At 43.9% G+C, this 14,817-nt stretch carries 12 protein-coding genes; 10 read left to right on the plus strand and 2 right to left on the minus strand.

Going from position 1 to position 14,817, the window contains the following annotated elements:
* Positions 1–182 precede the first annotated feature (182 nt).
* From yjjG to JKJ11_RS25205, 6 genes are all read left to right on the plus strand, one after another.
* Positions 183–857 (plus strand): pyrimidine 5'-nucleotidase, encoded by a 675-nt coding sequence (gene yjjG, locus JKJ11_RS25180; RefSeq protein ID WP_006069311.1) that lies wholly within the window; start codon positions 183–185, stop codon positions 855–857.
* Between the two features lie 278 nt (positions 858–1,135).
* Positions 1,136–1,480 carry a c-type cytochrome gene (locus JKJ11_RS25185; protein WP_006069310.1) on the plus strand — a complete coding sequence of 115 codons (345 nt, stop codon included), beginning with the start codon at positions 1,136–1,138 and terminating at the stop codon, positions 1,478–1,480.
* Positions 1,481–1,491: 11 nt separating this feature from the next.
* Positions 1,492–2,901 carry a cytochrome-c oxidase, cbb3-type subunit I gene (ccoN, locus tag JKJ11_RS25190; RefSeq protein ID WP_006069309.1) on the plus strand — a complete coding sequence of 470 codons (1,410 nt, stop codon included), beginning with the start codon at positions 1,492–1,494 and terminating at the stop codon, positions 2,899–2,901.
* Between the two features lies 1 nt (position 2,902).
* Positions 2,903–3,514 carry a cbb3-type cytochrome c oxidase subunit II gene (locus JKJ11_RS25195; protein ID WP_006069308.1) on the plus strand — a complete coding sequence of 204 codons (612 nt, stop codon included), beginning with the start codon at positions 2,903–2,905 and terminating at the stop codon, positions 3,512–3,514.
* On the plus strand, positions 3,511–5,667 hold the full coding sequence (locus tag JKJ11_RS25200; protein WP_252039516.1) for a cytochrome c: 2,157 nt from the start codon (positions 3,511–3,513) through the stop codon (positions 5,665–5,667). Before JKJ11_RS25195 ends, JKJ11_RS25200 begins: the two co-directional genes overlap by 4 nt.
* Before the next feature lie 145 nt (positions 5,668–5,812).
* A complete protein-coding gene (locus JKJ11_RS25205) occupies positions 5,813–7,852 on the plus strand; it encodes a sensor domain-containing protein (RefSeq protein ID WP_081411514.1) in 2,040 nt (679 codons plus the stop codon).
* 1 nt (position 7,853) lies between these two features.
* Here JKJ11_RS25205 and JKJ11_RS25210 read toward each other — a convergent pair whose 3' ends face one another.
* Together JKJ11_RS25210 and norR are read right to left on the minus strand one after the other, a co-directional pair.
* Positions 7,854–9,338 carry a peptide MFS transporter gene (locus tag JKJ11_RS25210; protein WP_252039517.1) on the minus strand — a complete coding sequence of 495 codons (1,485 nt, stop codon included), beginning with the start codon at positions 9,336–9,338 and terminating at the stop codon, positions 7,854–7,856.
* A 211-nt stretch (positions 9,339–9,549) separates the two neighbouring features.
* Complete coding sequence (gene norR / locus JKJ11_RS25215; RefSeq protein WP_124941745.1) at positions 9,550–11,103, minus strand: nitric oxide reductase transcriptional regulator NorR; 1,554 nt, start codon at positions 11,101–11,103, stop codon at positions 9,550–9,552.
* A gap of 250 nt (positions 11,104–11,353) precedes the next feature.
* On the opposite strand from norR, the gene JKJ11_RS25220 reads away from it, so the two are divergent.
* From JKJ11_RS25220 to norW, 4 genes are all read left to right on the plus strand, one after another.
* A complete protein-coding gene (locus JKJ11_RS25220) occupies positions 11,354–11,500 on the plus strand; it encodes a hypothetical protein (protein ID WP_252039518.1) in 147 nt (48 codons plus the stop codon).
* Positions 11,501–11,529: 29 nt separating this feature from the next.
* The gene (locus JKJ11_RS25225; protein WP_006069303.1) at positions 11,530–11,868 is read left to right on the plus strand and encodes a TehB family protein; all 339 of its coding nucleotides are present in this window, start codon (positions 11,530–11,532) and stop codon (positions 11,866–11,868) included.
* A gap of 283 nt (positions 11,869–12,151) precedes the next feature.
* Positions 12,152–13,609: an anaerobic nitric oxide reductase flavorubredoxin gene (gene norV, locus JKJ11_RS25230; protein ID WP_252039519.1), complete on the plus strand. Its 1,458-nt coding sequence runs from the start codon at positions 12,152–12,154 to the stop codon at positions 13,607–13,609.
* Positions 13,606–14,748: an NADH:flavorubredoxin reductase NorW gene (norW, locus tag JKJ11_RS25235; RefSeq protein ID WP_252039520.1), complete on the plus strand. Its 1,143-nt coding sequence runs from the start codon at positions 13,606–13,608 to the stop codon at positions 14,746–14,748. Before norV ends, norW begins: the two co-directional genes overlap by 4 nt.
* Positions 14,749–14,817: the final 69 nt, after the last annotated feature.

Here is a 14,817-nt window from a genome sequence, read left to right on the forward strand (position 1 = left end):
GTGGTTTAAAAAGAGCGCGAAGTGTAATGATCTGGTTTGAATGACTCAAATGACATTTTGTGAATTAATCTATGCATAGCATGCATGTATTCGAAGTCTATCACGGAGAGTGACAATCTCAAGATGCACCGTGAGTTGAGTTAGGTATATAATCTCGCGGTAAATAGAATGGAAAACAAAAAATGAAGTACGATTGGATCTTGTTTGACGCCGACGAAACCTTGTTCCACTTTGATTCTTTTGGTGGTATGAAACTAATGTTTGAACGTTTTGGCGTAAACTTCTCTCGTGATGATTACGAAGAGTATCAGTTGGTTAATAAACCATTATGGGTTGATTACCAAGACGGAAAAATCACCGCAGAACAACTCAAACATATTCGCTTTGAAGGTTGGGCGACTAAGCTTGGTATCACTCCGCTAGAAATGAACAGTGCATTTTTAGAAGCCATGGCTGATATTTGTACTTTGCTGCCGGGAGCGAAAGAGCTACTCGATGCATTAAATGGTCAAGCCAAACTTGGCATCATCACCAACGGTTTTACGGAATTGCAAGCGATTCGTCTTGAGCGTACTGGATTAAGTGACTACTTCGAGCATGTGGTTATCTCGGAAGAAGTAGGTGTGGCTAAGCCTGACCATGGTATCTTTCAGCACGCCCACCAATTAATGGGCCTCCCGAGTAAATCAAAGATATTGATGGTTGGTGATAACCCTGATTCCGATGTACTCGGTGGGCTTAACTTTGGTATTGAAACCTGTTGGTTAAATACACAAGGTCATCCGCGACCAGAAGGTATTGCACCTCATTACGAAGTAACGTCTCTTGCTGAGTTGAAAAACACCTTGTTTGCCTAAAATCCATTCGCCTTCGTCAACTGCGAAGGCGATTTAATCCCTATCAATATTTGAATATCCGCTTTACCCTTCCTATGTTTTAGAGACAACTAAAGTTTGCCCCATTTATTGCGCCATACCGTACAAGTAGGCGTAGGAGTTACTAGAGCAACGTTTCTTGGCACCCTCGAGTGCCATTCAACACTAACAACGTACTGAATCGGCTAGATTTTAGATAGACGAATAAAGTTGAAGTAACGCAGTAGCTTTATCACACAGGCCACATAAGGAATTGTGTCATGGGTAAATATGTCTCTTCCATACCCTTACTTTGTTTTCTCGGAGCACTCAGTGCTTCTCCTTTCACTCATGCAGATGAACGCTTCAAAGTTGGAGAACAGAAAGCAAAAGTTTGTATGACCTGCCATGGCGCCGATGGCATATCCAGCATTGAATCCTATCCAAATCTTCGGGGTCAAAAAATGGGGTATCTCATGACCTCGCTTCGCAGTTATCAAACTAGAGAACGTTCAGGGGGACTCGCTGTCCTTATGCAGCAGCAAGCTGATGCTTTGAGCGAACAAGACATCTCCGATATTGCCTATTATTACTCTCAACTTGGCTCTGATGATGCTAAACAATAAGGAGAGCTTCTATGGATACGACATCTCCTAACTACAGCACTAAAGTTGTTCGATACTTCATCATCGCCTCGTTGGTTTGGGCTGTGGCGGGCATGACAATTGGCGTTATCTTGGCAGCTCAGCTCTATTGGCCTGCGCTTAACCTTGATTCCGAGTATTTCCAGTTTGGACGACTTAGACCGCTTCATACTTCAGGCGTTATTTACGGCTTCGTGGTCAATATCTTAATGGGGACCTCGCTCTACATTGTTCAACGAACTGGGCAGTGTGAGATTTTCAACAAGAGCCTTGCCTGGATGGTCTTTTGGGGTTGGCAATTAGTGTTGTTGCTTGCACTGATTTCATTGCCTCTTGGTTATACAACTTCAAAAGAATATGCGGAGCTCGAGTGGCCGATTGATATTCTCATTGTTTTAGTGTGGGTGCTTTATGCTGTGCTCTTTTTCGGAACCATAGCGAAAAGGAAAGTTTCTCATATCTTCGTTGCTAACTGGTTTTTTGCAGCATTCATTATTGTTATCGCGATGATATTTATCGTCAATAACCTCGCGATGCCCGCCTCGTTAATGAAATCCTATTCTGTCTTCGCAGGTGCGCAGGATGCTATCGTACAGTGGTGGTGGGGACATAATGCCGTTGGTTTCTTGCTGACTGCCGGCATCATTGGCATGAACTACTATTTCATCCCAAAAGTGTCTGAGCGTCCGATTTACTCTTATCGTTTGTCGATTATTCATTTCTGGGGCTTGGTCGGGTTTTACACTTGGGCGGGCACTCACCACTTGGTCTACTCTTCTGTACCTGTGTGGGTCCAGAACATCGGTATAGTGATGTCGTTGATCCTCTGGTTACCGTCTTGGGGGGGCGCATTTAACAGTGCCATGACCCTGCTTCAGAACAAACAAAAGCTCAAATCTGACTACATCATGCTGTTCTTCTTCTCTGCCATTCTTTACTACTGCTTGGCGACATTTGAGGGACCCTTACTCGCGATTCGTTGGTTCAACATGGTCGCACACAACACTGAGTGGATTATAGGGCATGTCCACTCAGCGGCTCTTGGATGGGTTGGAATGTCGGGTATAGCGGTATTCTATTATTTCATTCCTCGACTATGGGGAAAAACAGAATTGTGGTCGCCGCGTCTCATCAAGTGGCACTTCTGGCTTGCTCATGCTGGTGTCGCTATCTATGCCATTTCGCTTTGGGTAGCAGGTATAGGTGAGGGTTATATGTGGTTAGCACAAAGCGATAATGGTGAATTGGTATACAGCTTTGTGGAGGCTATGAACTTTAAAGCGCCTTGGTTATTCCTTCGATTCTTTGGCGGTGCGCTGTTTGTGCTTGGTTTGCTGCTCATGGCTGTAAACATATACAAGACCGTCAAAATGCCAACGTCGTTAATCGCAAAGGAGGCTTAACATGAGTGCAGATTTTACCAAGTCAGTCTTCATATTAATTGTCTCTACCATAGTGGTCGCGTCGTTCTCTATTTTAGTATGGGTACTTCCAAACTTATTGCGAACACCGGAGCTTGTTGCGAACAGCACTGCGAAACCGCTTACGGCGATCCAAGTGGCTGGTCGTGATATCTATATCAGCGAAGGATGTCATGTTTGTCACACTCAAATGGTGAGGCCGCTTGAGCCCGAAATGAAGCGAAACGGCAGGGCTAACCAAGAGCCAGATGACATCTATGAGTTTCCCAACTTATGGGGCTCGAAGCGTACAGGACCCGATTTGACTAATCTCGGGCGAAAATACTCTGACCAGTGGCACTTAATACATCTAATAGACCCTCGTAGAGTTGTGCCAACTTCCATTATGCCTGCTTACCCTTGGTTGTTCGAACAGGTTCTGACGGGAGATGACATCACAGAGAAAATGGAAACCCTTAGATTCTTAGGTGTTCCCTATACTGATGATGAAATTGCCAATGCTCGACTGCAAGTGAGAGGAAAAACAAAAGGTGAAGCACTGATTCACTACCTTCAAAGTTTGGGTGTGGACACTGCAGAGGAGGATGGACAATGAGTCATTTTTGGAGCCTTTGGGCTGCTGTCGGCACTGTTGTATTTTTCATCCTAATGGTGCTGGTGGTCGTTAAGTACTGGCGCAACAATCACAAAGCTGACAAAGACAGAGTATTAGATACCTTTGATGGCATTGATGAGAACGATGCGCCGCCACCAAAATTGTTGTTTGTTTCGTATTTTGTTGCATTTACCATCTCTGTTGGTTACCTGATCTTGTATCCTGGAGTCGGCAGTTGGAAAGGGCTAATAGATTACGACCAAGCTAACGATAAACTGAGTAGTCCAAATACCACACTAGCGCAGCAGTTTTCCGGACTTACTGATGACTCGTTATTGGCCTTAGCGAATGAGCCAAATATAGTGAAATCCGGACGTATGCTGTTTCAGACTCATTGTGCTGCGTGTCATCGTGACAATGCGCAAGGTGCGAAACACTTTCCAAATCTTATCGATAATGAGTGGCTGTATGGTGGATCGGATGCTGCAATTATCCACTCTATAGAGTTAGGTCGAAATGGAGCAATGCCAGGGTGGATTGATGTATTGCGACCGGATGAAATCTCCAAAATATCGTATTACTTAGCTTCTCTAAATCAACGTCATACCGACGTGCCTGAAATCAAAGTCCAATTAGGGAAAGAGCTGTTTATACAAAATTGTGCTTCGTGTCATGGGGATGGCAGTGTTCCCAATATCGAACAAGGCGTGCCTGACCTCGCTGACAACATCTGGTTACATGGTGGCAGTATTGAGGAGATTCAGCACACTATTCGTGCAGGCCTAAACAATGTTATGCCAGCCTTTGGACAGCAGCTTTCTCAAAATGAAATACTAGCTATTGGTGCATACATAACTAAAGCGCGGTTGGACAACAATTCTCGACTTGCCAAGCTTGATGCGTCGTCAGTGGAGCGTGGGGAGTATCTCGCACATGCAGGTGATTGCGTCGCCTGCCATAGTGCTGAGGGGGGAGAACCGTTTGCTGGTGGTCTGCCATTCGTTACACCTTTCGGCACTATTTATTCGACCAACATAACACCCCACGTTTCAGAAGGCATAGGTAGTTACGACTACGAAGACTTCCGTGCAGCGTTGGTCGATGGCAAAGGTCAACATGGCTACTTGTATCCCGCGATGCCATTTACCTCCTACCAGTACGTTAATGAGCAGGATATGCGCGATCTGTGGGAATACATGCAGTCCATTGCGTCGGTTGCTCGTAAAAACGATCCCAATAAGATGATGTTTCCTTCAAATATCCGACTTGGTTTACTTGGTTGGGACATTGTATTTGCGGATAGAACGCCAATTGACTACCAAGTACCTGATGAGCTTAAAGATAAAGTAGATGATGTAGATAAATGGCAGCTTGGCAAATACTGGGTAGCGGGATTAGGACACTGTTCCGAATGTCATACACCAAGGAACATCGCTCAAGCGCTTGAAAACGACAGGATCTTCCAGGGCAATTTAATCGATGGTTGGAATGCTCCAAATATTACTGCTACTGAGCTATACGTTGACGGTTGGGATATTCAAAGTCTGACAGACTTCCTTCATACCGGTCACTCCTCGAAAGGGACGGCATTTGCAGGTATGGCAGATGTGATCAAAAACAGTCTGAGTCTTATGACTCGCGAAGACATTGAGTCCATGTCTTACTATCTGTTGAGCGGCGACACTAACAATTTCATTGATGAGAATGCGGTGCAGTTACAACCAACGGGCTTTGATGAGGCGGCCTACGCTGCGGAGATCTATACCACTTACAACCAAACATGTGGAGCATGTCATGGGGAAGATGGTAAGGGGCGTGATCCTATTGCTCCAACGCTACTTAACAACGGCATCATTATGCACAGTGATCCATTCAACACGATTGCAGTAACGATTCGCGGACTTCAGCCAACGTACATTGATAAGGACAGAAACTTTATGCCTATGGCAAGTTTCGAGGACGTATTATCGGATACACGATTAGCAGAATTGATCACCTTCGTGAGGTCATATTTAGGCGCTAGAGAAGACGTTGTTACTGCAAATGATGTGAAAGAAGTGCGTGAAATGCTGGAAAAAGCCGGATATTCGGGTGGTCTTCATGTCACCCCAGATATGTATGATGAGCGTGATGGTAATATCAATGTAAACTAAGATGTGCATTTGGATTTATATATCGTCTGCACATTTTGGTTAATTAAACAGCGGTTTGCTATAAAACTTGTTCAGTATTTAGTACGATGTGTTGAAACGTCATCTAGGTGGCGACTTCATCACGTTTGGTTCGAGTTATATCATCATGTCTTCAAAACAAATCCCATCCCTACAACAATTTATTGATGCTTTAGACGATCATGTGTGGGTGAAGGATTCGGATAGGAAGTACATCGCCGTCAACAAAAGCGTAGAATCCGCATGGAACCTTCCTCGTTCGGAGATTTTTGGTAAGACTGACTTTGAGCTCTTCTCGAAAAGTCGCTCAGAGCACTACCAAAAAGCCGATGATAGAGTCATAGACTCTGGTGCCCAAGAGACGGTGGAAGAGTGCGCCAGCCGTGACGCATATGGTCATGATGTCTGGCTAGAAACCATCAAGTCACCAATTCAGCAACCAGATGGCGAGCTAATTGGTGTCATAGGTATGACGAGAAACGTCACCCGTCGTAAACAAGTCGAAGTCAGACTGTCGATCACATCAGAAATATTCAATAACTTTCAAGAAGGTATGATGATTACCGACCAAAATGGCAAGATTTTGGATGTAAACAGCGCTTTCTCAGAAGTCACGGGCTATCAAGCTATTGAAGTGATCGGTAAAAACCCTAGATTCCTACAATCGGGTCACCATGACGATAAATTCTACCAAAACCTCTGGCAACAACTCTCAGAAACGGGTCTTTGGAAAGGCGAGTTTATTAACCGCAAAAAAGACGGCAGCATTTATCCTCAAATGGCGACGATTAGTACCATCAATGACGATGGCAATTCGCTTTTGCATTACATCTGTGTATTTGAGGACATCTCAAAGCAGAAAGCACATGAAGAAAAACTGCGCAAAATGGCATTCTTCGACCCTCTAACCAATCTACCGAATCGTTCTCACCTAACGAGTATATTAGAGCAAAGCATTGAAGGTGGTCAGCGCCATAGCGAGCAATTTGCCACACTATTTTTAGATTTGGACCACTTCAAGCACATTAACGATAGTAAGGGGCACTTGTATGGCGATAGATTATTGTCGCAAGTAGCAGATCGATTGACGGATGTTCTTCACCACAGAGCAAGCATCGGACGTATTGGTGGCGATGAATTTGTGATTATTCTGACTGATTATGACAGTGAAGCGCAGTTGTTGGACACAATCGACGAAACGCTTGGTGTGTTTAATCGCCCTTTTGAGTTAGATTCACAAGAATCGTTACGAGTGTCTGGGAGCATTGGTGTGGCATTGTACCCGCAAGATGGCCAAAACAGCGAAACCCTACTCAAAAACGCCGACACTGCCATGTATTTAGCGAAGAAAAATGGTCGCAATGGCTATGCGTTTTATTCTCCAGACTTAACCTACAGTTCGGTTCTTCATGTACGTGTGCAGTCTGCGCTGCATGATGCAGTTGAGAAGCAACAATTGTCTCTTGTTTACCAGCCCCAATATGATCTAGCGAATAATACGTTGATAGGCGTAGAGGCTTTGTTGCGTTGGAATCATCCTGAATTAGGAGTGATTGCACCTGCTCAATTTATCCCTATTGCGGAGAAAACGGGGCTAATACAGCGAATTGGTGCTTGGGTAATTCGTGAAGCATGTGAACAAGGACGCCGTTGGCTCGACCAGGGTATTGAGTTCGGCAAAATTGCGGTTAATGTCTCTGGGTTACAGCTGCAACATCCTAACTTTGTCACCAAGCTCAAACAAAAACTGTTAGACACCAACTTTCCAGCTGAACGATTGGAGATCGAAATCACTGAAAGCTTTTTGCTTATTGATCATCAACTTGCGGTTGATACTCTGAACCAAATCAGAGAATTGGGGATTGAGATTTCGCTTGATGATTTTGGAACCGGATATTCGTCGTTGTCGTATTTAAAAGGATTACCGATCAGCAAACTAAAGATCGACCGTTCGTTTATTTGCGATGTTCCTGATGAAAATGACAGCAACGCTATCGTGCAGGCGATCATTGTCATGGGGGAAACGCTTTCTCTAAAAATCGTGGCAGAAGGTGTTGAGAATGGGGATCAAGTTGAATACTTGCGCTCTCATGGTTGTGAATATGGTCAGGGCTACGTGTTTAGTAAACCAGTAACCGCTGACCAATTAGCTTTGCTGTTTGTTTGATTTAGCTTTCAGCTTCGGTAAGTTCGGCTTCGTTTTGAGGCTGATGCTTATCAGCGGCTGCTAGCATCTTACGAATAGCAATGGATGCAGTGAAGGCTACTGCTACCATTACCACCGCAAGTATAGTAAGTAGTGAGAAGTAGTCGCCATATACTGTCTTAACAAACTCTTGAGTGATTTCTTGGCCTTTTTCCGCTGCGATAGAGGTCGAGAACACTGCGCCCACAATCCCAGATAGTGCAATCGCCACTGAGAATAAACTCACGGAGAAGTTCTCAATATGTTTCGGTGCTACAGACAGAATAAATGCTACAACCAGTGAACCGACAATCACTTCTGCAAAGGCTTGGAAGAAGTGGATAACTAAGAAAATTTCAGGTCGAATGATGACACCCTCGCCGATGTTTTTCACGGCTAGCGCCAGAATACCAAACGCAATGGCAGTCAGAATGAAAGAGAAACCAATTTTGGTTGCTGTAGTGAAGTGGATGTTACGCTTCTCTAAGCTTGAGAAGGTTGCTGCTATCACTGGGCCTGCAACAATACACCATAATGGGTTCATTGACATTGATGCTTCTGGTGCGATTGGAATGATACCGAACAGGTCACCACGCATAGTATTGATGGTTACCATGGTCATCGATGTCATCATTTGGCCATAGTAGACAAAGAATGCAGTAGTCAGAACCGTTACGATTAAAATAGTGCCCATACGCAGCGCGTCCGCTTTTTCTGCTTTGAACATCAGAGAAATAAAATAGCCGATTGCCGCCAAACCAATGGCGTAAACAATGTTCTTGCCGATGTCCATATTAGAGAACATAAAGAACACCATTCCAACCATGGCGATAGAAGTAATACCGAATTTAATCCAGTTTGCGTTAGAGACAGATGCTTGGTCGATATCTGCACCGACGCCCTGAAGTTGTTTACGGAACGTCATCAACGTGAATAGCGCCGCGAACGCCAAGATACCAGAAAGCATGAAACTGCCATAAAAACCAATAACGAGCACGAACATTGGGAATAGGTATTGGCCTAGTAAAGCACCGATGTTGTTTACTGAGTAGTTAACTGGGTATCCGTTTTCAAAGTCTTCTTGGCTTTTGAACGTACGCTTGTAAAGGCTAGGATAAGAAGGGGACATTAAGCCACGTCCATAACTCGCTAAAGCAATACCAGCTAGACTTAAAGGGATGTTAACAGTAGATGCACCAATGACAAGCAACACGTAACCACAGGTAAATCCAAAATAAGCAATCGTCAATGAGCGGTACGCGCCTAAGAATTTGTCGGCAATAAAGCCACCTGCGATAGCGAATAGAGGACCGATTGATGAAAACGCACCCACCACCATCATAGTGTCCGCTTCACTGTAATCGAGATTTTCTAGAAAAAACCTCGTGAGAATGACCATCACCCCATAAAATGAAAGGCCAAACATCATTTGGCAGAGCATCATGGATTTGTTTAGTTTATTCCACATAATTTTATCCTTAGTATTTATTAGGAAGTGGTTTAAATATCCAGATAAATGTTAACAGACAAAATTTGTTACATGTTGATCTCTACTCCTATTGTGTGGCTTTTACACACGACATTTTCTAATCGTTCGGGTGAGAAATTGTTATCGAATATCTTGTAGGCAAAAGAAAAGGGCATACGATGATGCCCTTGATGATGCCTATAAATTGAGTCTATTTCAGATTAAGACGCTTCATTAAACGATGCAGATTTCCCGGGTTAACGCTTAATTGTTTTGCCGTGGCACTTAGATTCTGATTATTATCCAAAAAGGCCTTTTGGACATATTGAGTTTGGAACTCATCGACAGCATCTTTGAGCGAGGCGGATGTGCTCAAAGTACGCGTTGTATGGCCAGAAGAAGAGAAGTGCGGCTCCTTCTCACGCTGGTGTTGCTCTGATTGAACATCTAGTGTGATGTGTTGCGCTAATATAGAAACATGCGACGAGGTACTTTGTGCTTTAGCAATGACAGCGCCTCGGTTAATAGCATGTTCAAGTTCCCGCACATTCCCTGGCCAGTCGTACGCCTGTAATTTGGAAATTGCCCCATCGCTTAGACTGATGCTTGATACCTTTAGCTTGTGTTGGCATCGCTCGGCGAAAAAACCAGATAATAAAACAATATCCCCCTCGCGCTCTTTCAGTGGAGGGACAAAGATAGGGAAAACGCTGAGTCGATGGTAAAGGTCTGCTCGAAAGCGGCCTGCTTTCACTTCTTCGTGCATGACACGGTTAGTAGCGGCAATGATTCTGACATCTACTTTGATATTTCGATCGTCGCCGACTCTTTGAATATCCCCGTATTGCAACGCTCGTAATAGCTTCGCTTGCAATCCGAGAGACAACTCACCAATTTCATCCAAAAACAACGTTCCCTTGTTAGCCAATTCAAACTTGCCCTTGCGATTGCTGATAGCGCCGGTAAATGAGCCTTTGATGTGCCCAAATAGCTCACTTTCTGCGACGGACTCTGGCAGTGCAGCACAGTTGAGATAAACCAAAGCTTCGTCCTTGCGAGAGGATTGTGAATAGATAGACTGTGCTACCAACTCCTTACCTGTTCCTGTTTCTCCAATAATCAATACCGACAGATCGGTATCCGCAACCGCTGAAATCTCTTGTTTTAATGCACCCATAGGTCGTGACTGACCAATAATATCTGCTGCATCCTGACGGGCCAGTTTAGTAGAGCTGGAGGACTCTGAAATTCCTCCAGAACGCTCGAGCTTTTCTACTAACAAAGCGGTATGAAGACTGTTGGCAGCTAAGGCACTTAGTATCCTAAGATCTTTGTCTGCGGTCGTATCAAATTGAGTTGGATTGAAAGCATCAATGGTGATCGCCCCGATGAGATTATCTTGTAGTAAAAGTGGGAGACCGACACAAGAATGAACTTCTAGATTGCCTTCATGGTTTGGGATAAGTCCATCATAGGGATCGGCGAGATCACTGTTTGCAGGGAAACGAACAATGTCTCCTGCTCTCGCAATTGCTTCAAATCGAGGATGATTGTCTATTTCAAAACGGCGGCCTAATACATCCGCACTCAGTCCATCAGTAGCCAAGGGAACAAAAGACTTACCATCAAACTTGAGTAGTGCCGCTGCGTCACACTGAAGAACTTGGCGAATGGTGGAAAGTAAACGATCAAAGCGATCTTGTTCTGAAATACCGGATGTGATGTCTAGGGCAATCTGCAACCATGCCGAACGAAATTGGCTCATAACGAAGTTCCATTACCAGTGCTAATTTTGTCACTATAACAAATTATTTATCATAATGACCAAGTTTAAAGATTATCAAATAAACAAAGTAAGATATGAAAGATGAGTGTTTAGTTATCTGATAAGCCTTATTCATAAATGTATTCAGGTAGTTAGCAAAAATAGTGCTTGTTTCTGTCTCCATGGCACGCGATATGCTTAATATTAGTAAAGATAATCATTATTATTTAAGCGTAGAGGTGAGGTCGTTATGACACAATTACACTTAGACAGTCCTTTGCAAGAGGTGAATGCAGAGTGGTATCAAATTACCAGCCTTGAAGTCACACCAAGAGCTGTTTCAAACCGAACATCGTCGTGGCTAGCTACACTGCTATCACGTTTTCTAACATTCTAACTTTACTGATAAAAGTATTGGAGACTTCCATGAGCCATTTAAGAATTCCTTCACATTGGACCATTCAACGTTCTACTCCATTTTTCACCTCAGACACTGTGCCACAGGCGTTACTCACCCATCACAATACTGCAAAGGGTGTGTTTGGACAGTTATGTGTTATGGAAGGTACAGTCACCTACTATGGGTTTGCGGATGAAAATGCGGTGGAGCCAGAAACAAAAGTTGTCATTCATGCAGGACAATTTGCTACCAGCCCCCCACAATACTGGCATCGCATCGAAATAAGTGACGATGCTCAGTTTAATATTAATTTCTGGTCTGAGAGTGATAAGCAAGGCCAAAAAATGTTCCACGCTAAGTCGTAATCATCATGCACTAAACACGATGATCGAAAAATCAATGAATTAGGCCTCCAGGCCATCTTGGCTCCTCATACAGGAGCCTTTTTTCTATCTTGTATTTTGTCATATAAACAATATTTAGTCTTAATGATTACTATGAGTTATTGTCATAAAGATAATATTTGCATACCAGGTAGAATTAATATTCTTTAAATACAATGAGATATGTTTATATGAGAGGTTGGCACGCTCAATGCAATAGAAGAGATAGATTAAATGCCACGTTGATTATGTATAAGGTAGTAACATGACAATTCACGTAAAAAACAATATTCATTGGGTAGGACAACGCGATTGGGAAGTTCAAGACTTCCATGGTACAGAATACAAAATGACAAAAGGGACGAGCTACAACAGTTACCTTATTCGTGAAGAAAAGACAGTATTGATTGACACTGTTGACCATAGATTCAGTTATCAGTTTTTACAAAACTTAGAGATGGAGATCGACTTGCATTCTATCGACTTCATCGTCATCAATCATGCAGAGGAAGATCACTCCGGTGCCCTTGCAGCGTTGATGGAAAAAATCCCTAATACGCCAATTTACTGCACAGAAGCCGCCATAGACTCTATTGTAGGTCACCATCATCACCCTGAGTGGAATTTTAAAACGGTCAAGACAGGAGACACTATTGATATTGGCAATGGCAAACAACTTGTCTTTGTCGAAGCGCCAATGTTGCATTGGCCGGACAGTATGATGACGTATTTAACCGGAGATGCGGTGCTGTTTAGTAATGATGCGTTTGGTCAGCATTATTGTGATGAACGCCTATTCAATGATGAAGTGGACCAAGCGGAACTGTTTGAGCAGTGCCTTCGCTACTACTCTAATATTCTAACGCCATTCAGTGCCTTGGTGACTGCGAAAATCAAAGAAGTGCTGAGTTTTAACCTTCCTGTGGAGATGATTGCGACCTCTCACGGTATCGTCTGGCGTGATAATCCTGTTCAAATTATCGAGAAGTATTTGCAGTGGGCGGATAACTACCAAGAAGATCGCATCACTATCTTCTACGACACCATGTCGAATAACACTCGAATGATGGCTGATGCCATCGCACAAGGCATTCACGATGTGGATCCAGGCGTCGCAGTGAAAGTCTTCAATGTCTCGCGCCAAGACAAGAATGAAATACTGGCGAATGTGTTCCGTTCGAAAGGTGTACTCGTAGGATCGTCGACCATGAATAATGTGATGATGCCGAAAATTGCGGGCATGCTAGAAGAGATAACAGGTTTAAGGTTCAAAGAAAAGAAAGCAGCTGCGTTTGGTAGTTATGGTTGGAACGGTGGCGCTGTTGACCGTATTCATACACGCTTGACAGACGCAGGCTTTGAAACAACCGAGAGTATTAAAACTAAATGGCGTCCCGATGGTAAAGCAATGAGAGAGTGCAAAGCCTATGGGCAAAAGGTCGCCAAGCAGTGGGCATTGAGCAATCTCAATGTCACTCCTATTGAATTCAATACGGCGTCAAGCGATGAGGGTAAAGCTACGTCCGAGTTATCCCATGATTCCGACTGCCAATGCATGATCTGTACGGTGTGTAATTGGGTATATGACCCAATTCAAGGAGAACCGAATCAAGGTGTTGAACCAGGGACGGCTTGGGACGATGTGCCTGACTATTTTTTGTGTCCAGAATGTAACCTAGGGAAAGACGTATTTGCGCCTCACACTAAAGAGGGCGTGGCATGAAGCAGTTCGACATTGTCATTGTAGGGAGCGGTTTTGCTGCCTATCAATTGGTTAAGTCATTGCGGCGTATCGACAACTCAGTCTCAGTGGCTGTAGTGACGGGTGATGATGGACATGACTATAACAAGCCAGATTTAAGTCATGTATTCACCAAAATGCAAACCGCTGAACAGGTCATCACTAAGCGGGCAGCACCGTTCGCACAAGAGTATGGTATTGCGCTATATACCAACACTTGGGTCGAGCATGTAGACCCTCAGCTGCAGACTCTTGAAGTGGAGGGTGAAACGCTGGGCTTTGCAAAACTGGTTTTAGCGACGGGAGCGAGTCCCTTTATTCCAGTCTTTAAAGGCTCTGCATCCCAAGATTTCCTTACTCATAATTCGTTAATTGACTATGAGAAAAATCAAACACGTTGGCGAAACGCATCTCGTGTATTAGTACTGGGTGGTGGGTTAATTGGCGTGGAAGTGGCACTGGATCTTGCGAGTGTTGGAAAGCAGGTTTTCTTAGTTGAACCTGCTACAAGATTAATGCAGAACCAATTACCTGACTACATCGAATTGAAACTCAAGCAGGCATTGCAACAAGAAAGCATTAAGGTTATCACCGATGCGTTTGTGACTCATATTGATGAAGGTCCAGAAGCAAAACTTGTTACTTTGAATCAAGGTCAAGAGTTGATGGTCGATGAAATACTCGTGTGTGCTGGTCTTCGGGCCAACACGGTATTAGCGAAAAACATGGGACTGGAAGTGAACAAGGGTATTATCGTTGACGATTACCTTTGTACTTCCACTGCCAATATTTTCGCCCTAGGTGACTGTGCTGAAATTCAAGGAGAAGTAAGGGCGTTTTTACAACCTATCGTGATGAGTGCGAGTGCTCTTGCTAAAACGTTGACGGGAGACGCCACAAAGCTGACATTACCAACTATACTGACTAAGGTAAAAACGCCAAACTACCCAATTCAGTTTGCTGGCGTTGTCCATGATAAACAGGTTACTCGCTGGAACTACGACGCTAGTACTAATGGTATTTTAGCTACCGCATTTAATGACAACGATGACATGATAGGTTTTATCGCGACACGAGGCCGAGCGCCTGAGTCGTTCAAATTATTAAGGGAGTTGGTCTAATACTCACGACCGCTGTTAAGAGAAAACAACACTCACCCCAGTCTTTGAGGTGAGTGTTTTTTGTTTCTT

Source organism: Vibrio sp. SCSIO 43133 (assembly GCF_023716845.1).
GTDB lineage: Bacteria > Pseudomonadota > Gammaproteobacteria > Enterobacterales > Vibrionaceae > Vibrio > Vibrio mediterranei.